Raw genomic sequence first — 22,481 nt, forward strand, 5'->3', positions numbered from 1 at the left:
TAGGCATTCTCGCTTCGTTTTTTCGTCATAGCCTTTCTGTTTTTCATAGTTATCAATAAATTGACGGCCACCGGTTACACAAATAGGATTTTGTTTACCTTGTTTATTGATGCCATTTTTACGGATATGGGTAGATTTACACCCAGGTCATTGCATTTTGATTTCCTCCATTCATATCTCTATTATGCAACGCCAAAATTACGTCTTTTACCCAGTGCAACTGATTTTCTATGTTCCAATGACCTCGGATTTTTCGAGCAAAAGTCTGATCACTTTCTACCAAACTACTAATGTAATAGGCACAATTATAATACTCTTCTCCCCCTCTTTCACCATACCTTTCCACCTTAATATAACTTTTAATGTGTTCCCAAACACTATTAAAAGGATGAGTTACATTAAAGACTGATGTTAGTCTGATTAGGTCTCGTCCATGACTTTTGTCGTCTTCACAATCAATGCTCACCGGCTGAGAATTTTTTTTCACTTCCTCCACGGGTTTATATAAATTTAATTGATTAACTTTGAGAGTTATCAAATCGTCATTATTAGAATCAATAATCTCTTGGTGAGTAACTCGATTATAGTGTAAAGCATCTAGAGTAAAAATTATGTCTGTTAGCTCTGTATTTCTTACCATATATTGAACTTGATGAACTTATGAGCTTTCTTTATTCTCCCATTGCTCTAGGTGTAATACTATACCTGTTTCCTGACTAAAGAAAGAAGCAAACATGACAAAATTCTGGGTTGCATCATCGTGATTGATAACGGTACTTCTCAGGCTTTTGCCATCAATAGCGATCCAATCTAATCCCTCTTTATTCTGATACTATTCCCGGTCTCATTCGTTAAAACTATATAAGAGATCTGACCAATTTAATCCCATTAAAACCCTTCTAATGGTTGAATAAGAGGGAACTTTTTTCCTAGGTAGTTTAAAGTATTTTGTTAATAATGATTGGTTGTATTTAGCCAAGTCACCGATAGCCCTATAGCTAGTATAGGACTGCATAATTGCCGGGATAATGATTAAAAGTACGAGCCATAGCTGGTGTCTTTTTCCAGAACTTTTCCGAAAATATTTGACTTTCTTTAATTTTTAGATTAGCCTCTGCATAGTATAAAAAGATAAGGTAAACATTACTCATTTTACATGAGTTTTTTCACCTTACTTTTTTTTTAGTCTTCGAGAATGAATCAGCCCTACCCGACTTCGGGGGGATATAAGTAGTCGTGCCAAATTAATTTCCTAGTCGAGACAGCGAGACTCCGAGACAGCGAGACTCCGAGACAGCGAGACTCCGAGACAGCTATCAGGGATCGGATTTGAGTTTTCAGTTCACTGTTTACTGATCACAGCAAAAGGCTGACGGCTGAGAGCTTAGATGTGTAATTAATTTTGCTTAGGTACTTATGGATATTCTCCACAAAATGTTACATTAAATGTTACATTAAAGGTTGAAACTTGATTGTTAACTGGTTTAAAGGCCAAAATTAGCAGTGAATGGCCATATATAGCCAGATTTAAACCCAAACGTGCATACCATGATGAGTGCAGAACCAAATAACTCAGCAATTTTCGACGAAAACCAAGAATATTCTCGTAATTCCCCCGAATTCCTGGCAACCGAATCAGAAGCGAGTGTCACCGATGAGGCCGAAACGGTGACGGACGAAACCGCTGACAGCGAGGAATTTCCTCTTCTGGGCGCCATGACTATCGATTTTCTACAAGAGGAAATCGACACTCTCAAGCAGCAGTTAGAGGAGCAAACCCAACAGGTTGATGCCTATAAGAAACGCTATATCAGTCTAGCGGCCGAGTTCGACAATTTTCGCAAACGCACAGGCAAAGAAAAAGAGGAACTGGAAACCAAAATCAAGGGCAAAACCCTGATGGAAATTCTTGGGGTGGTGGATAATTTTGAGCGCGCCCGTACTCAAATTAAACCAGCTAACGATGGCGAGATGGGTATTCACAAGAGTTACCAAGGGGTCTATAAAACCTTAGTAGAGAGTCTCAAGCGTTTAGGTGTTTCCCCCATGCGTCCGGAAGGTCAATCCTTTGACCCCACCTACCACGAAGCGATGATGCGGGAGTACACCGATGAACATCCCGAAGGCACGGTGATCGAGCAGTTAGTGCGAGGATACACTCTCGGAGAACAGGTTTTGCGTCATGCTTTGGTAAAAGTGGCTGCCCCCAAAGAGGCGGATCCTAACGCCGAACAGTCAGAAGCGGCTGCCATTTCATTAGAGGAATCGGTCTAATATCTCGATCTTAAAAAGTGGTTAGTTATTTGGGTTTTGGGGGGTATCTGTTCCCTTGCTATCCCCTATTCCCACTGAAAGACTTTTTCTCTCTTGACCTATTTATTCGTGGGGGCAGGGTGTGGGGTGGGGGGTTTTACCCAGAAGAGCCAAAGATCTTATCCCACAAGGTTTTTAGATTTATTCAGCCAACCCTATGGATCTTTTAATTAAAAATGCTTCTATACCCAAGGCTTTTGCTCCTTGGTAATCTTCTTTTTTACTATCGCCAATATGCCAAGCTTGTGCGGGGGAACAATCATGTTTTTCTAGGGCGATTTGAAAAATTTCAGCATCGGGTTTAGCGACTCCTGCCTGGGAAGAAATTGTGATCGATCGAAAAAAATATTCTAAGCCTAATTCGGCCAAAACTTGATAGATACGACTATCAAAATTGGAAATAATGCCCAACTCGATCCCCTGAATCTGCCAGAGTCTTAAAGCGGGAATGACATCCTCGTACAGCAACCAAGGCTCGGCCGTGGCAAAATGATGGTAAAGTTCGCTAAAAAAAGCCTCAAAATCGGGAAATCTTTCCAGATAACCTAAATTATTAAAAACTGCCCCCGTCAGCGATCGCCACCAGCGATACTCTAACTCGGGAATTTGTGCCGGTTCAACCTTAGGAAAAGCCAGGGGGGGAGAAGTGGGGAAAATAGCGGAGAAAGATTGTTCTAGTCTCTCGGCCGCCACTTCTACCCCAAAATCCGCCGCTATTTGACTATAAATTGCTCCGACACTGCCTTTTACTCCAAAAATGGTCCCCACAGCATCGAGAAAAATAACTTGCGGTTTCTGCATGAGAGTTTTGTCTATAACCATCGAACTGAGGTTTTTAGGGTCGGCCCTTTAGCTGGCCTAACACACCTAACAATTGCTCATTTTAAAGGATTATGGCCGAAATTCTCGGATCGCTTGCCAAACTCTTAATACCTCTGCCACCGTCCATGCTTGGGCAAAAGCGCCCCTAGGGGTAAAAGGGGCATTACCATCGAAAATTTCACTTAAACTACCGATACAGCTATCCCGAAGATGGTCGATCATCGGTGTTAAAAAACTCTCCGCTAGGATAGGATCGCGATAGACTTTCAGATGGGCTTCGATAAATGCCCCTAATAACCATCCCCAGACTGTCCCCTGATGGTAAGCACTATCTCTTTTTAGGCGATCGCCACTGTAAACGCCACGGTAATCGGGATGATCGGTAGTTAGCGATCGCAAACCGCGAGAAGTCAACAGTTTGACAGTACAAATATCGAGAATGGCCTTTTTCTGTGGGGAATTTAATAACTCCTCCACCGACAAAGACAGGGCAAAAAGTTGATTCGGTCGTAAACTGGCATCATTACCCTTGTCCGTATCTAAAACATCGTAACAGTACCCTAGAGAATCGTCCCAGAAGCGAGAAAACCCTTTTAAGGTCATTTTTCTCATTTTTTCGTAATCAGTGGCATCCATGCCCAAATAATGGGCAAATTGAACCATAATTTTTAGGGCATTGAACCAAAGGGCATTAATTTCTACGGGTTTGCCGATGCGGGGAGTAATCACCCGATCATCAACTTTGGCATCCATCCAAGTTAACTGTACTCCCGTTTCGCCGGCATAGATCAAACCATCGTCATCTAGGTGAATATTGTAGCGAGTACCGCGACGAAACCAAGCGATCACTTCCGTTAAAGCGGGATAAATAGTTCTGAGAAACTCAAAATCTTGGCTTTGGTTAAAATAGGAACGAATGGCTTCAAAATACCAAAGAATAGCATCGACAGCGTTATATTCGGGCATTTCTCCGCCATCGGGCAGTAAATTGGGCAATAAACCCCGGTCTAGATAACGGGAAAAAGTTAGTAAAATCTGACGGGCGATCGCCGGTCGGCCTGTAGTCAAAGTTAATCCTCTTAGGGAGATCATCGTATCGCGACCCCAATCACCAAACCAAGGATAACCTGCGATTATCGTTTTGCCCTCTGGTTGATCCCGGAGAGGACGACTAACGATAAACTGGTCAGCTGCCAGGGTAAGTTGTTGAATCCATGGGGGCTGCTGGGGATTAATCAGACTATTTTCGTAGCGATAGCGAGACTCTAGAGAAGATTGACCGTCTAAATTAGGATCGGGACGGGTACTAGCGGCAATTGTCACCGATTCTCCTACTTTGAGAGTAGCCGAAAAACTAGCCCCATGGAGATGATTTTCCCGATCGATTAAACCACGATAACGTTCCACGGCCAAATCAAAGCGATAATACCAGATATGAGCGGGAAAAACCTCTCCTTGACTGATTAATAGATAAAAAGGTACAGCATGGTTATAGGCAATCACTCTGACTCCTTTTTCTAGGGGACTAATAGCCATTTGCCAGTTAAAACCCTGGGTATTGCCGTGAAAATCACGATAATTGACAAAAGCAGTCAGATTCAGGGTTAAAGGAGAATTGCCGCGAAGGTAGGTATAGCGAGTATAGGTGGTATTTTCTCCCTGTTCCATCCAGATACGCTTTTCTAGTAAGGCATCCCCACAGGTAAAAGTCCAGACGGGAATTGTGCCTTCCAGATGAAAACTTTCGATGTTAATATAGCCTTGCGGTTCGATCGTAGCACCTAACCAGCGATTGCTGGCCAGATGATAAAGTTTCTGGTTATATTGTACCGATTCATCGATTTTAGTCACAAGAAGCGTTCTTTGCGTCGGTGGAGCCAAGGCAGCGATCAAGAGGCCATGATAACAGCGAGTTAGCAATCCGGCCACAGTTCCCGCGGCAAAACCACCAATACCATTAGTGACCAACCATTCGCGCTTTTCAGCCACCGGGAGATAATTGCAGATATCTCGACCAAAACGGAGCTTGACCATGGGCTTCCAAATTCCTGGTAATTTTGTTATAATAGAAAATTGTGTCTTTATATCTATAGACTAACTCTATCTTAAGGAGAAAAATCAGCAGTGAGTAAACGTACTTTAGAAGGAACCACGCGCAAACAGAAGCGCACTTCTGGATTTAGAGCGAGAATGCGTAGCGTCAACGGACGTAAAGTAATTAAAGCTCGTCGGAAAAGAGGGCGCTATCGTTTAAGTGTTTAGGTTATTCTGGGAACCGACTAATTTTCGTGGGACTACCCCAAATTCATCGCTTAAAACATCGACAGGATTTTCAAGCTGTCTATGGAACAGGGAAGCGTTATCACGGTTCCCACTTAACCTTAATTAGTTTAGAGGATTCTTGCCAGGATGCCCCCGGCCCCAGTCGTTTTGGCATCTCGATTAGCAAGAAAGTTAGTAAAAAAGCGGTGGTTCGTAATCGACTAAAAAGACAAATAAGAGCAGTAATTCGGGAGTTATTGCCAGAAATAGCAGCAGGATGGCGAGGGATAATCATTATCCGTCCTGGGGCGATCGAGTGCAATTATGAACATTTTTTGCGAGAATTAAAGCAGTTGTTAGTGAAGGCCAATATAATTCATGGGCATTAAAGAAGAAACTTTTTATGAAGGGGGTCCGCACATCGGCGACCTAATCATCAATATACTGCTAGGATTTACGGTGATTTGTTTACCTTTGACCGTTGGGGCAGTAGTACGCGCAATCTGGTTAAGATATAAGATAACCGATCGGCGGATTTCAATTACCGGGGGTTGGATGGGACGTGATCGCACGGATATTATCTATTCAGAAGTGGCAAAAGTGGCAAAAATGCCGAGAGGAATTGGTGTTTGGGGGGATATTGTCGTAACTCTCAAGGATAGAAGTCGTTTAGAAATGCGTGCGATGCCGAAATTCCGGGAAATTCATGACTACATTGCCGAAAGAGTCGCCGATAAAACCGGTCGTCCCCTAGAATCGATCATAAGTCAATAAAACAAAATAATCGATCGCCGCGATTCGATAAATTAGATTTGTCAAAGTGAACCCCCATTAAACGAGAAGGCATAGATTAAACCCATGGATTTTGGAGTCGGATTTATTTCCACAAATATCATGTTGCCAATCCTAGATTTTTTCTTTCGGATTGTGCATAGTTACGGTTTCGCCATCATTGCTTTAACGCTAGTGGTGAGATTTGCCGTCTTTCCCCTCAGTGCCGGCCAGATTCGCAATATGAGAAAAATGCGAATCACTCAACCCTTGATGAAGGAAAGACAGGCAGAAATTCAACAACGCTACAAAAACGACCCGCAAAAACAACAGGAGGAAATGGGCAAATTAATGCAGGAGTTGGGCAATCCCCTAGCCGGTTGTTTACCCCTGTTATTACAAATGCCGATTCTTTTGGCTTTATTTGCGACGCTGCGGGGTTCCCCTTTCTCGGATATTAACTATACCGTCGATTTACAAGTGCTGCCAAGCGAACAAATCGCCCTCGTCCAGCGCCAACCCTATGGCACCAAACCCCAAAACGTCTATATTGACGAGTCTCTCCACTATCCCATCACCGCTTTTTTACCCCAAGGCAATAAAATCGCCCCGGGAGAACAGGTAAAAATCGACCTGCAAAACGACCAGGGCAAGTCTTTGGGCCAATTAGCCACGGAAGCGCCCGAAAATAACCTAAAACCCACCTACGAGGTAGTTAAAGGGCAAGAACTGGTGCAAGTTAATGAAGACGGTTCCATCGTCGCTTTGGCCCCCGGAGATGCCAGTATTAAAGTTATCGTGCCGGGGATTGCCGCTAATACGGGTTTTCTCTTTATTGAGGCCCTGGGAAGAATTGGGGCCACCGGTGCGAATGGTGAAATTCACTGGGATATTTTGGCGATGGTGATCGCTTTTGGTATTAGTATCTATGTTAACCAAGAGTTATCCGGTGCCGGCGCGCCTTCGGGAGGGGCAGCCCAACAACAGCAAACGGTGAATAAAATCACCCCGATAATTTTTAGTATGATGTTCCTGTTTTTCCCCTTACCGGCGGGGGTATTGATGTATATCTTAACTGCGAACATCTTCCAAACTATTCAAACGGTGATTTTGATGCGGGAACCTTTACCGGAAAACCTGCAAAAATTGGTAGCGGAACAGGAAAAAACGGAAAAATCCCGCGATGCTCTCCCCTTTGAAAAACGTTCTAGCAAGAAAAAGGAAAAAACATCGTAATGAGTATATGGGAGCAAAATAGCGAGAAAGCTAAACAATGGCTGGAAAAACTGCTAAAGTTGATGGCCATGACCGCAGATGTCCAGATTGGTGTGCAGGAATTGGGAACTGGACCTTCCTCCTGTTGGTTAATTATTGATAGTAGTCAATTGAGTCCCCAACAAGTGGAACTCCTCCTCGCTAACAAGGGTGAGGGACTGGATGCGATTCAATCCCTAGCTAATACGATTCTGAATATTGGTGTCGAGGCGGCAGAACATCAGTTCTATATTGTCGAAATCAATGGCTATCGTCAACAAAGACAGGCAGAACTTTTCGACTGGGTGAATCAAGCGGCGACGCAAGTGCGGCAAACAGGACAGGAAATAGAATTAAAAGCCCTATCTTCGGCAGAACGTCGCCAAATTCATGCCTTTTTTCAGGAAGAAAACGATTTAACCACGGAAAGTCGCGGCGTGGAACCCGATCGCCGGTTAGTAATTCGTTTAAAATAAGACCAAAGGGTGGGGTAAAACCTGCCCTCTTTTTTATTTTAGCCAGATATTTCCTGTCTCGGAGTTTCTTCACCTAACGGAAGATTTTTGATTTTTGCAGGAGATTTAATAACTTAACTTCAGGGCATTTACCGGTACATCATCCCAGGATTCTACGGTTCTTAAAACTGCTACCCACCCCGCTTGTTTTTGTTCGTCCGTAAGATTGGTTAACCAACTTTGATGACAATCTTTTGCCGCTTGTTCGTCTTGACAGGCAATACAAGCTTGTACTAAACCGCAGGGGTCAATCTGTTCATTTACCCAAATAATCATAGTTAATAGCCCTACTTAACTTTATTATTATAATCCATCGATCGCCCACAGAGAAACTTTTGATATTGATAACCTGTTACATAATTGGAGGATAACTCTGAGAGTTGACAGTCCGATAAATCTATTGAAGAATGGAAATTAATTAACCATAATTCAAAAGGGGGAGAAGATGGCAGATTAAAATTTGGCTTTTGTTCTGGTTTAACTAAGAGAAACTTAGGGTTTTTGTTGGGAAATTTTTGGTTAAATTCCCAAGCAATTCCCATCATTTCTCCCACCTGCACTAAACTCCTATAGCTAGTGGCAATTACTAACGGATAACGGCTATTATTTTCGATAGTGGTAACTAATTTATCTGGGCGATAATACTTGCGATAGCCTAAATTAAAAGTAACACTTAGGGAACTAATTAAAGCCATGATAATTACAATAATTACGATTTTTTGCTGCTGCCTTTGCCAACAATTGTCTAATAAAATTGCTAGAATTAAAATTACCGAGGGAAAGTAAACAAAACTATATCTAGCTCCCCGGGTAATATCGACCGAGAGCAGATAGGTGATGACAAAGAAAATAGCAATTGAACTGAGAAAAAATGCCGAGAGAATGCCTAATTCTGGTTTATAGGAGTCTAGCCACGCTGTTTTTAATTGTGGGATAATCCAGAGAAAAAACCCGATCATTATTGCGCCAGAAATCAAGATAATTATTAAAGATTCTGATTCAACGGGGAGCAGAGAAAGCATAGTAATTAATGTTCCCAGCAATTGAAAAAAGGGGCTAATTACTGCTAAAAAACTATCATTGTCTCTCTGAATCCAACCGGTCATCTGATTGCCATAATCTTTGGGTACAACCGTGATCAACCAAATAACAATAAAGCTCAAGTTACCTAAAAAAACTAAACTTAAACGCCACCAATTAGTTATCCAAAAGTTTTTTTGTTTGATTTGATTGGATAAAATCAATAATAAAGTTATTGCTTCCGCTAGGATAGTTAAACTAAAAAAATAGTGGACTAATAACCCTAGACAGTTGACAATTAACCAGAAAAAAACCAAAGTATGGGATATTCTTTGATGGTGGATAATTTGGCCGCTTGCCCTCAGAAAACAGCCTAAAGATATGAGGACAAATACAACCGCTAAAGTATAATGGCGCGCTTCTTGGGAGATAAAAACCGCGTAGGGAGAAACCGCCATTAAAATCGCCGCAAGAAAAGCGATCGAGCCTGATTTAAAGACCAATTTACTGATAAAATAAATTAGAGGAATCGAAATAACTCCCCAAAATACTGCCAGCGATCGCATTCCTTCTAAAGATACATATTCTCCCCGATCAAAGAATAATTTATTCCAGAGATAGGCGAAAATAAAATATAAAGGTGGATGATTGTCCTCCTGAATAACTAATTTAATTACATCGGCAATAGTTGCCTGATGGTTGCTCTGGAGAGGTGCTAATAAAGTAGCCAGGGAAATTATCTGATTTAACGGCACTATCTGGTAATTATTGCCAATACTAAAAACCATAGTGGCAAATTCATCCGTCCAGGGAGGTTTGCTAGTTAATTGTGTTAACCTAATAACCAGTCCCAAAATTATTACTAATCCTAACCAGCAAAAATCAGACCAAGCTAACCGCTCCTTGCTTCTTTGTTGTAGATCAGAAATGACTGTAGATAAATTCAATTTAATTGTTATCTCCAAAAGATTCGATTATTTTAACCGCTTCCGATGGGGAAATATCTTGACGGCAATTAGGATAATCATACTCCTCCCGGGCAATTAATGCCCCACTGAGACGATAAAAATATTCTCCCATTTTCATCCAATCGGAATACAAATCGGGTTCGGGGAATTGTTGCCTTAATTCCGAGTCTTGGGGTGTACCATAATTGAGCCAGTATCCTTCTCCAAATAGTGGGGAATTGAGCGCCAGGGTTCCCTCTAATTCTAAACCATCATCGCCCCTGGCGTTTTCGATTCCTTCCCAAAAAACAGCTATTCTCGGCATTTTCAAAGAGGATTGCGTAGTAAATTCTCAAAAAGTGCTGGTAGAAAAGCCATAGCCAAGCTACTAGGCTGTGGGAGCAGCCTAAGTAACAGCCAAAGCTTTAGCCCTAATTACCTCAGGTAAGGGTGGGATTTGCCCATCTCCTCGCAACCGGGAGATGAGAAAATGCCAAAACGAGATACCCAGCTTCCGACAAGTCTTTTTCAAGCCGACAAAAGTATCTCTGGCTCGCCGTCCCGCTTCCGAACGAGTCCCGCCACTAATTTTGCGCCGGGTGACATATCCTGCATTATTCATGAGAGTAGGGTAAAAAACCCTGAAACCACTACCAGATATAAGTTACAGCGACTTGATCTCAACAACAGTCTGTTTTGTCTCTCCGTCACTGGGCTTTCAGGAGAGAAAATAATGGTTAAAAAAGCAGAAAAAAGGGGACAAAAAACTCTATAATGTTAGGGACAGTAAGAGTTAAAATTTTCGTTGATCATGACTGAGTTTTCTTCTAAAATTTCGCTAAACTTCTTTACCAAAAAACCTTTAGAAGCCAAGTTCTCTAGCCTTGATTTGAGTTCAGATGCGGGGGTACTTCTGGTTAGACAAGCAGAAGAACAACTGAAAATTTGTGAAGGATTAGCAGATTGTTTGGAGGATAATCGAGAGCCAGGTAAAGTAAAACATTCTCTACATCAGTTAATTAGTCAACGAGTCTATCAAATAGCATCGGGCTATGAAGATAGCAACGACAGTAACTATTTGCGTGATGATCCTATTTTTAAGATTGCTTGCGATAAAGTTCCGCTTCCAGGAGAAGAATTATTAGCTAGTCAGCCAACGATGAGTCGATGGGAGAATCAGGTAACAAACAGAGAAATCAAAGGAATGCGTCGCTTTTTTGTTGACCAATTCCTCAAAAGTTATTCACAACAACCAGAAGAAATATTGCTAGATATAGATGGCTGGGATGCTTTGACTCATGGGCATCAGCAACTAAGCTTATTTCATGGTTATTATGGACACTATATTTACTTTCCCGTATTAATTAATGAAGCTGCGAGCGGTTACCCGTTAGTTCTACAACTTCGAGCGGGAAATTCTCCCCCAGGTAAAGGGGTAGCGGGGATACTAAGATGGCTATTTTGGCGGTTAAGAAAAGCGATGCCAGGAGTAAGAATTATTTTACGAGGAGATGCGGGCTTCTCCTTGCCTGAAATCTTGAAAGTTTGCGAACGCAGTGAAGTTAAATATGCGTTTGGTTATAGTAGTAATGCAGTCTTGAAACAAAAAATTAGTTATCTTCTGGATCAAGCAAGATTACAATATCATCGCACGGGAGAAAAAGCCCGATTATTTGATGATGTTTATTATGCGGCGGGGACTTGGAAAGAGCCACGACGAGTAGTAATGAAGGCAGAATGGCTAGAAAAAGGGGCTAACCCCAGATTTATCGTTACCAATTTACTCACAGATGCCCAAGAACTCTAGGATGATTTTTATGTCCAAAGAGGAGCTAGTTCGGAGCATAGAATTAAAGAATTAAAACTAGGAATCAAAGCTGACAGACTCAGTTGTCAAAAATTTATTGTCAATCAGTTTCGTCTGTTTTTATCTCAAGCTGCTTATATTTTGCTGCTGGGGATTCGGCAAGCAGCACAGGGGACAAGATTGGCAAAGGCGACAGTTTCTCGTTTAAAAGAAACTCTTATTAAAACTGCGGCAAAAGTTAGTGTTTCGGTCAGAAAAGTATTAGTTGAGTTAGCAGCTCATTGTCCATTTGCTTATGAAATTAGTCTAATTTCACAGCGACTTTCTAGTGGAGTTCAATTAATTTTTTTTTAAAGCCAAGCCTTCCTAGTATTATTGTATCTAAATGACAGTTTTAGTTGCTTTTTCAGGCTTTAATTGTTAATTTTGTGCGGTTGATTAAGGATTTTTACTTACTTATTTAAACCCCAAAAAAACTGGATGTAAATCCAGTTTTTCGGGTTCCTTGTTTTTTGGTTCATGAATAATGCAGGTTAGACCGAGAACAGAAAGAATTTCTCAAAAAAAGCACCTTTCACGGTCATGAAATCGTCGCCAATACAAGACGCATGGCATTGATGAATATGTTTCTGCATAATATCGGCGATATTAACGATGAGCAATGCTTTATCGCCTCCACCGATGCCCTGATTGCTCCTTCTCCCCTTAGCGTCGATTATGTCCTTGCTAATCCCCCTTTCGGCAAAAAAAGCAGCCTGACTTTTACCGATGAAGACGGGGAACAGGACCGAGAAGACTTAACCTATAATCGTCAGGATTTTTGGGCAACCACTTCTAATAAACAACTCAACTTCGTCCAGCATATTCGTTCCATGCTCAAAAGCACAGGACAAGCTGCCGTCGTTGTCCCCGATAACGTCCTTTTTGAGGGTGGCGCTGGGGAAACCGTCCGCAAACAACTATTATTAACCACCGACCTGCATACTATCCTCAGATTACCCACCGGCGTATTTTATAAACAGGGAGTGAAAGCCAACGTCATCTTTTTCGATAATAAACCCGCCGCTAAAGACCCTTGGACAAAAGCCATCTGGTTTTATGACTTCCGCACCAATATTCACTTTACCCTCAAGAAAAACCCCTTAAAACCCGACGATTTACAGGACTTCATCACCTGTTATCATGCCCAAAATCGTCATCAACGCAGCGAAACCTATTCAGAACAGAATCCCGAAGGACGCTGGCGAAAATTCACATATAATGAGATTATCGCCCGGGATAAAACCAGCCTCGATATATTTTGGCTCAAAGATAAAAGTTTAACCGACCTTGACAACCTTCCCGACCCCGATGTGCTGGCTTTGGAGATTATGGAAAACCTCGAAGCTGGATTAGAAAGCTTTCGGACAATTGTGGACAGTTTAGAAGTCACCGAGACTTAATGCTTCCAACTTCCATCGGGGAAGGTGAGAAATTCTAGACTAATACACTTGTTCGCACCATTAATTCTACCAAAAACCCCAGAAGGGAACCGTCTATCTGGCCACAGGCGATCGAGATTTTCTGGTATCTTTGATACAATCCAATTATGATGGTTTTGCCAGTGGTATTTTAGTTCCCCAGACGGGAATCGCCCTGCCTAACCGTGCTAGTGGTTTTACCCTCGAATTGGGTCATCCTAACCGCATTGCCCCCGCTAAACGCCCTTTTCATCTGATTATCCCCAGTTTTCTCCGTTGGGATGATGGCACTTTTGGCCCCATGTGGAGTGATGGGCGCGCCGATGCCCCCCCAAGTCCCCCGACAAATGGCGGTAAACATGGTTAACCATCATTTCAATCCTCAAACCGCCCTTGATGCCCCTAGATGGCGATTTTTACAGGGAAACAGCGTACTTTTAGAAAGGGGTGCAGCCCCCGAATTACTGCCCGGATTAACCCCCAGAGGCCATCAGGTAGCGATCGCAGATTCCTCCCATTTTGGCAAGGGTCAAATTATCCTGCAAAAACAAGGAATTTTCCTAGCCGCTTGCGAACCTCGGTCCGATGGGTTAGCTTTGGGATGCTAATACTAAATCCGTTGAGTAACGCACAGAAAACGGGTTTCTCCGAGAAACCCGTTTTCTACTCATGCACTCATGCAAAAGAGGGAATAGATAATCAGTTTTTAATAACTGGATTTAGTATGAGGAGTCTATCACAGCTTGGCAACGGATTCAGGGTGAGATTCAATATCAAACTAGGATATCTCTAAACTCTAGAAAATCAATATCTTCAGAGCAAGGGAATCAAAGAGAATTGAATCAGTCAATTTTGATGATATTTTGAATGATTAATCTAAACCCAGTTTCTTGGCGAAATTTTTCCATCCTCTCCGTTTGTGAAGTCTGAAAGGTAGGCTTTTTGTTATTGGCAATGTAGGCTTTTCTAGATGAATAATCCTCTATACCATGATTTTCAATAAATACCCGAATTGTGTTTCTTAGTTGCTCTTCTCCGTCTCCTACCCACCCCGAATTTTTCCCCTTTCGTTCTTTTAATTCTACAAAAATCAAACAATTGGCATAGGTCAGCATTCCATCACAGCGTTTATCCATACCACTACCATCGACTTTTCTAATTTCAATACATTTATCAATAGCGGTAAATGTCACTTCAATTTCTTGAGAGTTTTCCACAATAGCAATCCAATCCCTGGGATTTTCTGTATCTAAATAAGCGGGAGTTTCTGGGGGAGGTGGCTGATCACAAATTCCAAATTTATGCCGATGGGTTTGACTCTGACATTTTTTATCAAAGAAATTGATCTTCATAACTGTTCTTCGATTTCCAGTAAATCATCAAAAAGCTGATTTGTCTCTCCTAGGGAAAGATTGAGATAATTTTCATCAGACGGTAAACCATTATATGTAGCAAGTTCTCGGATTTCTCCTTGCTCTGTCAATTCATATACAATAGCATCTTCTGCCGCTATACAAGAGGCTTTCGGGACAATTTGGTTGAGCTTTTCTTGGAGATAATCGGCGTTAGAAATCGCTGATGATAGGATTTTTTTGATAACTTTATCTGCTTTGATAGCTAGGGTTAGATCGTTGATAATATAAGGACTATGAGTAGTTAAAATTAGTTTATTTCCCTGGGTTAAATTGGCAAATTCAAATAATTTATATAAAATCTTTTTCTGCGATTGAGGAAATAGATTCTGCTCGATTTCTTCCACAATATTTACAAAACACTCATTGCGGTATTTAGAAGATAACACTTCTAGTGCCGCCTTTTTTAGGTCATCGGAAAGATTATCATTAGAGATAATTTTCTCGATTTCCATTTTTAATCTTTTTTGCTCCTCTCCACTGAGTTCATTGCCGGAAGTTTCTTGAGTTCGATTAATCGATAAAGCAATATTTCGAGAAACGAGAAATAAAGGAACAAAAGACTGAAAACCACTGGAAGCTTCTGATAGATTTAGTTGATAATCACTACCCACAATCTTGGCCAGTCTATTGAGTTTATCAAATTCCAATTTAACCTCACCTACTGGCAAAGTCAAACTGCCAGATAATTCCTGTTGTGAGCGATCCAATTCTTCCCAGAAAGTATATAATGATTCTGGCAGTCCTTTGAGTTTTTCTGGCCATCTTACTGCACTCAAAAAGTTTCGCTCTGCTGGTACATACATAATTTTTGGTACTCGATACTTTGAATTATCAGTACGCTCGATCGATAATTTAGCATTTTCAAAACTAATTCGATAAACATCTCCATTGTATTCAATTTGGGTTTCGGGTAAAAAGTAATTGGTTAAATTTTGGTATTGACAAAAAGATTTAACAAAACGATTATATTTAGTCACATATTTTTCCTCTAAATCCCCACGATATAGAGCTTTTTCCAACCAGCTTAATATTGATAATAATTTAGCAATGCTACTTTTTCCAGTTCCTTGATTACCGATAAAAATCGTTACTTTCCGAACGTCGATAAAACCATCATTTTCTACTAAACCCGCCTTAATTGGACCGAAGTTTTTAACTTTAATTTGGCTCATTGTTACCCCCTTGATTGACGATAAGTAGCTGGTTATAATTAAATTAAAAATGGATTTTAGGTTCGATCCCCCCTTAATCCCCCCTTGATAAGGGGGGCATCTGATAATTTTTAACGCCTACCTACTTAATAAATTTTGGCCAGTAATTTGTCCTGAAAAAAAGCTCGTGTTGAACACGAGCTAAATTAACTAACTTCAAGGACTAATTAGCCACCGACCTTAACTACTGGTTTAAAACTGGGAACAACCAGTTCACTATCCTGTTTGGTCAGCTTATTGTATAAGCGTTCCGTATTGGGGAAATTCGCGGCCGGTAGAGTCGGGAAACGACGATAGGGAACCGTATCTTCACCAAATAATTGTAGGTATTCCATGCTATTAACCATGGCACCAATAAAGGCCTTTAATCCCTGAGTTGCCAGAATTTGGTTATATTTCTGGATTTCTTTTTGATTCAAGGGAGCGCGACCTAAGAAGTGCTTGGTTCCCAATTCAATTACTTTCGTATTCGGATAGGGAGCATAGAATTCTTTCAGGTAAAGATCCGAACAACCTAAACCCTCAATAAACTCTTTCACCGTGATCTCAGCATTGCTTAATTTACTCTCTAAAGCAGTAAATTCGGCATTGATGATATAGGGTTCGAGATCCCGTTCAAAAATCTGACGATAGGCGGCGCGAACAGTATTTTGTACGGCAACTTTATCGAGATTAGTTAACAGTTTAAAGACCTTAGTTTGTTCCCGTTGAACCGTGACACCTTGACCGACACGAGACTGAATATCGGGTTCAGTGCGAATCGAGACCGAAGGTGTACCCAATTCAATAAAGCGCGGGGTTTCCTCTTTATCAACTCTTTGGCCGATATCTTCGCGGAGATTACCCAAACGCACCATCCGTAACTGCATCCCTTGGGGAGTTAGATAGCGCTCGTAGGGAACCGTATCTTCGCCAAAAGCTTCCGTATATTCAGGACTATCGATCAGAGCATCGATTAAAGCATAGAAGCCTTTTTTCGAGCAGATATCGAAGTATTGATTCATTTCCTGACGACCGTAGGTGGGACGACCGAGCAGACGACGGTGAATATATTCGATCGCTTTCACCACATAGAGAGGAGTCCAGTAGATTTTCCGGAAAGCCTCGGATTTAGCTAGGGTTTTGATAAACTCGCGCAGAGTAATATCGCCATTTTCTAGCTTAATCTCGGCCACGGATAAACGCTGACCTTCGTAGGGCATTCGACCGAAAACCTGACGATAAGCCGCTAAAATCACTCTTTGGGTGGAACTTTCGCCAAATTTAACGCTTACCCCATTGCTAGAACCGGGTAACTCGTTATTGAGACGGAAAACTTTCGGTCCCAAAGTACCGGGGAATTCACCTCGGGCGCCGGGGTTGCTATTTTGGTTATTAGTGGCAGGTCCGCGGTGGATGAGGATACGTTTGGTATCTTTACCGAAGGGAGCGGGACTAGAACTAGGTTCGCGGGTTTCTTTCGGGAAAATTGCCCCAAATTGGATTTCTAGGGGATCATTTCCGGAACCGTAAACGTGCTGATCCGGTAAGGGGCGATCGTATTTAGCAAAGGTGGTGATAAATTGGGGAACTTTGCGGAAAGGTGCGCTGTAGTTAAACAGGTCGATCTGCATCCCCCAGTTACGACATTCCTGCGCTTCTGCACCCAAACCCCGGAGATAGGGAACGGTTTCTTCGCCGAAATAGTCGGAATATTCCTGAGAATCCACTAAAGCATCGATTAACGCCCCTAAACCGCCGCTAGAGACGATCGAGAAGTATTTCTGTACTTCTTCCCGGGAGGAAGGACCGCGACCGAGGAAATGACGGAAAGCCAATTCTAGGGCGCGACTATTGATAAAAGGTTCAAAGAACTGTTTACGATAGAGAGGCGATTTACCGAGACGACGGACAAATTCTTTCATCGAGATGTCGCCGTTTTTCACCTTCGATTCTAGGTCAGAAATGGACTGACTATAGGCGCGGGTGATGTCCCGTTCAAAAATTTGTCTGTAGGCGGCCTTGATAATCGAAGATTTTTCCGACTCCGATAAACCGGTTTTCATGACAAACTTTTGCCGTTTTTCGGCGGCGTTGTAGTAGCTTTGGGGAAGACTTAAACCCTGTTGGTCACTACTGGGACGCTGACGCAGTTTATTAGAGGGGGTGGGGGCTTTTAATTCACCCAGTAGGATATTGAAATAGTCACTGATTAAAGTGGCCGCATCCTTGTCTCTCTGGAAATACTCGATCGAAGCGGACCGCATTTCTTGCAGGGCCACGATGGTGGCATCAATGGAACAGGCATTTTCGAGAACTTCCCTTAAACCGCGGGTATTAACGATCAGGATACTGGTATCGCCGGCCACGATCGCGTATGTAATGTAACGCAGGAACCAGGATAAATCCCGCAGGGACTTCTGCATATTGCTCGGACCGTAACGAGAGACGTTGATCGGTCGGAATCCGGGGGGAATCGGGCCGCTAGAGGCGAAAATCCCTTTTAAGCCCCCGAGGAAGCCACCACCGCCACCAGACCCGCTTTCAGCGTAGGTAACGGTTCCTAATTTCATCCCTTCCTGGACGTTGATAACTTTACCCGCACCCACCATAGCCATTTCTTCCACGGGGGGTTTTTCTAGGTAAGCCATGGGTGAACCACCGGTAAAAATCCGGTTAGCTGCCCGCGAGACGATCAGATCGGAGTTCCGGGTGAGCGTTTGGGCAATATCTAAGCGCTTGCTCCCCGATTGGAAGTAGGCGATCAGTTCATTGAGTTCGGGTTTATCGAGAAAGCGGTCTTGTTGTTCTGCTTGGGTAATGGCAGATACTGGGACGGTTTGATAGAGTTGGGGACGCGCTAAGGAGCTGCCACCGCTTGCCTTAAGACTCATTGGATTTTAACTATCTCCCTTGACGATGTGCTGAGTTCTCCAATCGTGGAGGCGATCGGTCTTAAAACCAGATGTTTAAAAATTTAATCAGCATCTAGATTAAAACTTTTTGCGCTTCCTGAGATAGTTTATTAAGAATTATATAGATTTTTTTCGCTAAAGTTGCCGATTGGTCTATTCTGACACCCCACCTGTATGGGAGGCTAACCAGTCTAAATAGGTCTGAGAACCCGCCACAATGGGTAAAGCGATGATTTCCGGGACGGCATAGCTATGCAGTTCCTGGATCTTCGCCGATAACTGCTCAAACTGCTTTAAATCGGTTTTAATCGCTAATTGCCATTCGCTCTCGTTTTCAATCTGTCCCTGCCAACGATAAATGGAACGAATTGGATAAATACTGACACAAGCGGCCAGGCGATCGTTAAGTAAGGCGATCGCTAGGTTTTCCGCTTCCGTTTCGCTGGTTGTTGTCACCAGCACCACTCCAAAACCGGTTAATCTTTCAGTCATACTAAATCCTTTGAGTATAGGCTACATATCAGGACAGGCAAGAGGCAAGAGGCAAGAGGCAAGAGGCAAGAGGCAAGAGGCAACAGGCAATAGGCAATGGGAGGAATAGATAATCAGTCTTTAATAGCTGATCACTGATCACTGATAACTGATCACTGAATTCAGGTGATCGCTTTTTCTAAAGCGGCCAGATCGGGAATACAGAGAGATTGCTGCTGTCGTTGAATCAGTCCTTGTTTTTCCAATTTGGTCAAGGAGCGGGTCACGGTTTCCCGGGCCAGGCCACTAATACTACTCAATTCCCGGTGAGGTAAATTAGGAATTATCGCACCCTGGCCGCTTTTTTCTCCTTGACCTTCGGCTAAAAAGAGTAAAGTATCGGCGACTCTGGAGAGACTATCGGCCTCGCGTAAACGTAAACGCCGGTTAAGTTGACGCAAACGCTTGGCCATTAACTGAGAAAGACGAATTCCCGCTAAAGGTTCCGATTGGAGCAGATTAACAAAATCTTGGGTGGGAATACTGCTAATTGTGGCCGTGGTTAGGGTGATAGCATCGGTGGAGCGGGGAGATTCTTCTAAAGCGGCCATTTCTCCGACTATTTCCCCTTTACCGAGGATATTTAACGTGACTTCTTTGCCCTCCAGATTGTAAGTACGAATTTTCACCCAACCATCGAGAATAAAGTAAACCGAACCACCCCAATCATGTTCTAATAAAATCGCCCGATTAGCGGGATGAGTGCGGGTGACAACATGAGAAGTAACTCGATCGATGGCTTCAGGGGGTAAACCGACAAATAAAGTCGCTGTATCCAATAATTTTTGAATCTCTGCTGATTTTTCCGCAGGATAGCGCTTTTCTTCCATGGTTTAATATTTAGGGTCTGCTGAAAAAGTTTTTCCTGGGGGTAGGAGTCAGGAGTCAGGAGTCAGGAGTCAGTAGCCGGTCGTTTCAGGCTTTGTTGCCCTTGTTTTTTGTACCAAGCGATGTACTACAAGGAGAATAATGCAAGGTTTTTGAGGGTTCCAATCCGATTTTCTAGCACTAACATCGGATTTTAACAGGTCAAAAGCCTTATTTTAAAAGGGTTTTACCATTATTCAGCAAGCTCTATTTAAATTTGGTTCGTTTTAGGCGGGTGATTCTACAATAGACAGTTGTGGGTATTTTTAATTATCCAGTGACCAATAAACAGGATTTTTCCTCCCTACTGACCGAGATTGAGCGGATTCTTGCCGGGGTGATCTCGTCTCTAGTTAACCCGCAAGAAGTTACTTCCGAGACAATTATCGCCACTCGTCAACATTTAGAATCGGCTAGAGGGCTTCTTTCTCCCTTATTATTCCCCGATCGAACCCCTGAAGTTGCCCGTTGGTCCCTGGGAATGGAGGTACAACCACCAGGGGTGAAAATCGTTTTTTTTCGGGAAAGCCAAGGACTGATCGATTTTTATCCTCTTTCTTGGAGTCTGGCAACGGGAACAAGCGATCGCTTACCCTGCTCCCAGGTGGACGAATATCTAATTAGTTGGCTATCTAATCGGGATTTTAGGGCCGATTCTTGGCTCTGGGAAGCTCTAGAGCGATTAGAAGCTATTATTATCAGCGATGACGGAGAAACCCCCACAGATGACTTGAAAAAAGCCCTTCTCACAGCGCAACTAATACCCCCCGATCGCCTATCTAGTCTAGAAACAGCGATCGCTACTGCTCTGGCCTATATTCCCACTAGCGACCAACCCCAACCTCAAACCCTACTGGTTATCGAAGGGAAACGGGAGACTACCACTTTAGCACTGCTGGAAGTCCCGCCGCAAACTCGCTCTTTATCCCGTCAAGCGATCGCTCTGAGTCATTTTAACTACGGGGAAAACACCTATGAACGGGCAATACTCTCTCACTTAATTTATCCTCTCTGGCGTTCTTTTTTGCCTCTTTCCCCCTCCGATCTCACCGATACTAATCCCTTAAAAAAATCTTTGCTGGCAGCTGCTAGATTAACTAAATTAATCCTTCAAGAAGAAAGCGAATTTACCTCCTCTCTAGCTGGTCATACTTGGACGGTCAGTCGCAGGGATTTAAATAAGAAGGTGATTTTACCATATCTAGATAATTTAAGACAAAAAGTTAATGATTTGTTAGAAAAACAGCAAAAAAGTCTTGAGGATATCGATCGAATAATTTTTAGCGGGAATTTTTTCTTGACCATTTGGCCCTGTTTCTTAACGGGAATAGAGCAGGAATTTGCCGGCTGCAACCTAGAGGCCCCCAGTCAAGAAACCTTCTCACCGGCAATCTTGGGTTTGGGTCGTCTCTGTTTATTTTCGGCTCTTAGAGGTGAGAAGGTCAATAATGCTTAAAAAAATCAACCCCAGTCTCGGTTAAGAGTCACAATTTAGGTGTGAATAGAATTTGTCGGGTAATTGTTGGCAATACTAAGCCCGACTGCCTTGATCGCACAGCTAATTATGAATTTTTCCTTTAAGCTCTTAACTAGCACTTCCTCCTCTCGCTCCTCACTAAGGGGCCTTTTTCTCGATGAATCTATTCATCCCTCCGTTTTTTGTCCGCGCAAGCGTCTTATCGATATTATCGGGGCAATAATCGGGTTACTGGTGACGGCAATGTTAACACCAGCGATTGCGATTGTCCTGCAGCTTGATAGTCCAGGCCCAATTTTCTATCGTCAGCTACGCTGTGGATTACAGGGAAAACCTTTTATGATCTGGAAATTTCGTTCCATGGAGGTGGATGCGGAAAAAAAACAACATCTAGTGACAAATCAAGCTAACGGACATATTTTTAAAAATCACAACGACCCCAGAATCACTAAATTCGGCAAGTTTCTCCGACGCTCTAGCTTAGATGAATTTCCGCAATTTTGGAATGTTTTAAAAGGGGAGATGAGTTTAGTCGGAACCCGTCCCCCCACCACCGAGGAAGTGAGAAAATACAATCAATATCATTGGCTGCGTCTGCGAGTTAAACCGGGGTTAACTGGAGAATGGCAGGTAAAAGGACGTTCACAGGTGAATAATTTTGAAGAAGTAGTGCAGATGGATTTAGATTATCAACATAAATGGTCAATTAAATACGATCTTTATCTGATTTGGCGCACCATCACCGTCGTTTTAAGCGGAAAAGGTGCCTGCTAAATATAGCGTTTTTCAGTCTGCTGAGGTACAAAAGTTATGGGTTTTAGGCAAAAGGCAAGAGGCAAAAGTCAAAAGGGAAGAAAAATATGTGTACCTCACTAGCTTATAGCGGTGTGCAGTCGTATTAGGTACAGTGTCACA

19 protein-coding genes and 6 pseudogenes are annotated in these 22,481 nt (G+C 42.6%); 11 read left to right on the plus strand and 14 right to left on the minus strand.

Features of this window, described 5'->3' with window-relative positions:
- The 3 genes and pseudogenes from O9334_RS03720 to O9334_RS22785 all read right to left on the minus strand — a co-directional run.
- Window positions 1-126: pseudogene (locus O9334_RS03720) on the minus strand (IS1 family transposase); the annotation flags it as partial.
- Between the two features lie 10 nt (window positions 127-136).
- Window positions 137-640, minus strand: a complete 504-nt coding sequence (locus O9334_RS03725; RefSeq protein ID WP_287999450.1) for an ISAs1 family transposase — start codon at window positions 638-640, stop codon at window positions 137-139.
- Between the two features lie 204 nt (window positions 641-844).
- Window positions 845-1,087, minus strand: a pseudogene (locus tag O9334_RS22785) (transposase family protein); the annotation flags it as partial.
- Between the two features lie 464 nt (window positions 1,088-1,551).
- Here O9334_RS22785 and grpE point away from each other — a divergent pair.
- On the plus strand, window positions 1,552-2,274 hold the full coding sequence (gene grpE, locus O9334_RS03730) for a nucleotide exchange factor GrpE (protein WP_045359729.1): 723 nt from the start codon (window positions 1,552-1,554) through the stop codon (window positions 2,272-2,274).
- Between the two features lie 180 nt (window positions 2,275-2,454).
- Here the strand turns inward: grpE and O9334_RS03735 are convergent, their stop codons facing one another.
- Window positions 2,455-3,114: an HAD-IA family hydrolase gene (locus O9334_RS03735; RefSeq protein ID WP_287999476.1), complete on the minus strand. Its 660-nt coding sequence runs from the start codon at window positions 3,112-3,114 to the stop codon at window positions 2,455-2,457.
- Between the two features lie 90 nt (window positions 3,115-3,204).
- Window positions 3,205-5,169, minus strand: coding sequence for an amylo-alpha-1,6-glucosidase (locus O9334_RS03740; protein ID WP_287999453.1), 1,965 nt, complete (start codon window positions 5,167-5,169; stop codon window positions 3,205-3,207).
- 90 nt (window positions 5,170-5,259) lie between these two features.
- On the opposite strand from O9334_RS03740, the gene rpmH reads away from it, so the two are divergent.
- From rpmH to O9334_RS03765, 5 genes are all read left to right on the plus strand, one after another.
- Entirely contained in the window at window positions 5,260-5,397 is a 138-nt protein-coding gene (gene rpmH / locus O9334_RS03745; protein ID WP_002739276.1) for a 50S ribosomal protein L34, read from the plus strand.
- Window positions 5,398-5,423: 26 nt separating this feature from the next.
- Window positions 5,424-5,786 carry a ribonuclease P protein component gene (gene rnpA / locus O9334_RS03750; protein ID WP_190381000.1) on the plus strand — a complete coding sequence of 121 codons (363 nt, stop codon included), beginning with the start codon at window positions 5,424-5,426 and terminating at the stop codon, window positions 5,784-5,786.
- Window positions 5,776-6,171: a PH domain-containing protein gene (locus O9334_RS03755; RefSeq protein ID WP_002784373.1), complete on the plus strand. Its 396-nt coding sequence runs from the start codon at window positions 5,776-5,778 to the stop codon at window positions 6,169-6,171. The genes rnpA and O9334_RS03755 overlap by 11 nt, the downstream gene beginning before the upstream one ends.
- A gap of 84 nt (window positions 6,172-6,255) precedes the next feature.
- Window positions 6,256-7,404: a membrane protein insertase YidC gene (yidC, locus tag O9334_RS03760; protein ID WP_002742604.1), complete on the plus strand. Its 1,149-nt coding sequence runs from the start codon at window positions 6,256-6,258 to the stop codon at window positions 7,402-7,404.
- Window positions 7,404-7,898, plus strand: coding sequence for a Jag family protein (locus O9334_RS03765; protein ID WP_045359735.1), 495 nt, complete (start codon window positions 7,404-7,406; stop codon window positions 7,896-7,898). The genes yidC and O9334_RS03765 overlap by 1 nt, the downstream gene beginning before the upstream one ends.
- A 105-nt stretch (window positions 7,899-8,003) precedes the next feature.
- On the opposite strand, the gene O9334_RS03770 is transcribed toward O9334_RS03765, so the two are convergent.
- From O9334_RS03770 to O9334_RS03785, 4 genes and pseudogenes are all read right to left on the minus strand, one after another.
- Window positions 8,004-8,213, minus strand: coding sequence for a hypothetical protein (locus O9334_RS03770; protein ID WP_002752080.1), 210 nt, complete (start codon window positions 8,211-8,213; stop codon window positions 8,004-8,006).
- Window positions 8,214-8,224: 11 nt separating this feature from the next.
- Window positions 8,225-9,904, minus strand: coding sequence for a glycosyltransferase family 39 protein (locus O9334_RS03775; protein WP_287999459.1), 1,680 nt, complete (start codon window positions 9,902-9,904; stop codon window positions 8,225-8,227).
- Between the two features lies 1 nt (window position 9,905).
- Window positions 9,906-10,248: pseudogene (locus O9334_RS03780) on the minus strand (hypothetical protein); the annotation flags it as partial.
- 62 nt (window positions 10,249-10,310) lie between these two features.
- A complete protein-coding gene (locus O9334_RS03785; RefSeq protein ID WP_045359740.1) occupies window positions 10,311-10,526 on the minus strand; it encodes a hypothetical protein in 216 nt (71 codons plus the stop codon).
- A gap of 189 nt (window positions 10,527-10,715) precedes the next feature.
- Between O9334_RS03785 and O9334_RS03790 the strand changes: the two are divergent.
- From O9334_RS03790 to O9334_RS23035, 3 pseudogenes are all read left to right on the plus strand, one after another.
- Window positions 10,716-12,065 (plus strand): annotated as a pseudogene (locus O9334_RS03790) (IS1380 family transposase).
- A gap of 206 nt (window positions 12,066-12,271) precedes the next feature.
- A pseudogene (locus tag O9334_RS03795) lies at window positions 12,272-13,153 on the plus strand (HsdM family class I SAM-dependent methyltransferase); the annotation flags it as partial.
- A 130-nt stretch (window positions 13,154-13,283) separates the two neighbouring features.
- A pseudogene (locus O9334_RS23035) lies at window positions 13,284-13,779 on the plus strand (gamma-glutamyltransferase).
- A gap of 234 nt (window positions 13,780-14,013) precedes the next feature.
- Here the strand turns inward: O9334_RS23035 and O9334_RS03810 are convergent.
- The 5 genes from O9334_RS03810 to O9334_RS03830 all read right to left on the minus strand — a co-directional run bounded on the left by O9334_RS03810 (window position 14,014) and on the right by O9334_RS03830 (window position 20,052).
- Window positions 14,014-14,523 carry a hypothetical protein gene (locus O9334_RS03810; protein ID WP_190380927.1) on the minus strand — a complete coding sequence of 170 codons (510 nt, stop codon included), beginning with the start codon at window positions 14,521-14,523 and terminating at the stop codon, window positions 14,014-14,016.
- Window positions 14,520-15,758 (minus strand): AAA family ATPase, encoded by a 1,239-nt coding sequence (locus O9334_RS03815; protein ID WP_287999467.1) that lies wholly within the window; start codon window positions 15,756-15,758, stop codon window positions 14,520-14,522. The genes O9334_RS03810 and O9334_RS03815 overlap by 4 nt, the downstream gene beginning before the upstream one ends.
- A 206-nt stretch (window positions 15,759-15,964) precedes the next feature.
- Window positions 15,965-18,670 carry a phycobilisome rod-core linker polypeptide gene (locus tag O9334_RS03820; RefSeq protein WP_045359749.1) on the minus strand — a complete coding sequence of 902 codons (2,706 nt, stop codon included), beginning with the start codon at window positions 18,668-18,670 and terminating at the stop codon, window positions 15,965-15,967.
- 174 nt (window positions 18,671-18,844) lie between these two features.
- Complete coding sequence (gene cutA / locus O9334_RS03825) at window positions 18,845-19,183, minus strand: divalent-cation tolerance protein CutA (protein ID WP_045359751.1); 339 nt, start codon at window positions 19,181-19,183, stop codon at window positions 18,845-18,847.
- 161 nt (window positions 19,184-19,344) lie between these two features.
- The gene (locus O9334_RS03830; protein ID WP_287999471.1) at window positions 19,345-20,052 is read right to left on the minus strand and encodes a Crp/Fnr family transcriptional regulator; all 708 of its coding nucleotides are present in this window, start codon (window positions 20,050-20,052) and stop codon (window positions 19,345-19,347) included.
- Window positions 20,053-20,345: 293 nt separating this feature from the next.
- Between O9334_RS03830 and O9334_RS03835 the strand changes: the two genes are divergently transcribed.
- Together O9334_RS03835 and O9334_RS03840 are read left to right on the plus strand one after the other, a co-directional pair.
- Entirely contained in the window at window positions 20,346-21,545 is a 1,200-nt protein-coding gene (locus tag O9334_RS03835; protein WP_288016776.1) for an acetate and sugar kinases/Hsc70/actin family protein, read from the plus strand.
- A gap of 108 nt (window positions 21,546-21,653) precedes the next feature.
- Window positions 21,654-22,340 carry a sugar transferase gene (locus tag O9334_RS03840; RefSeq protein WP_072024852.1) on the plus strand — a complete coding sequence of 229 codons (687 nt, stop codon included), beginning with the start codon at window positions 21,654-21,656 and terminating at the stop codon, window positions 22,338-22,340.
- Window positions 22,341-22,481 lie beyond the last annotated feature (141 nt).

The organism is Microcystis sp. LE19-8.1F, from assembly GCF_027531715.1.
Lineage (GTDB): Bacteria > Cyanobacteriota > Cyanobacteriia > Cyanobacteriales > Microcystaceae > Microcystis > Microcystis wesenbergii_A.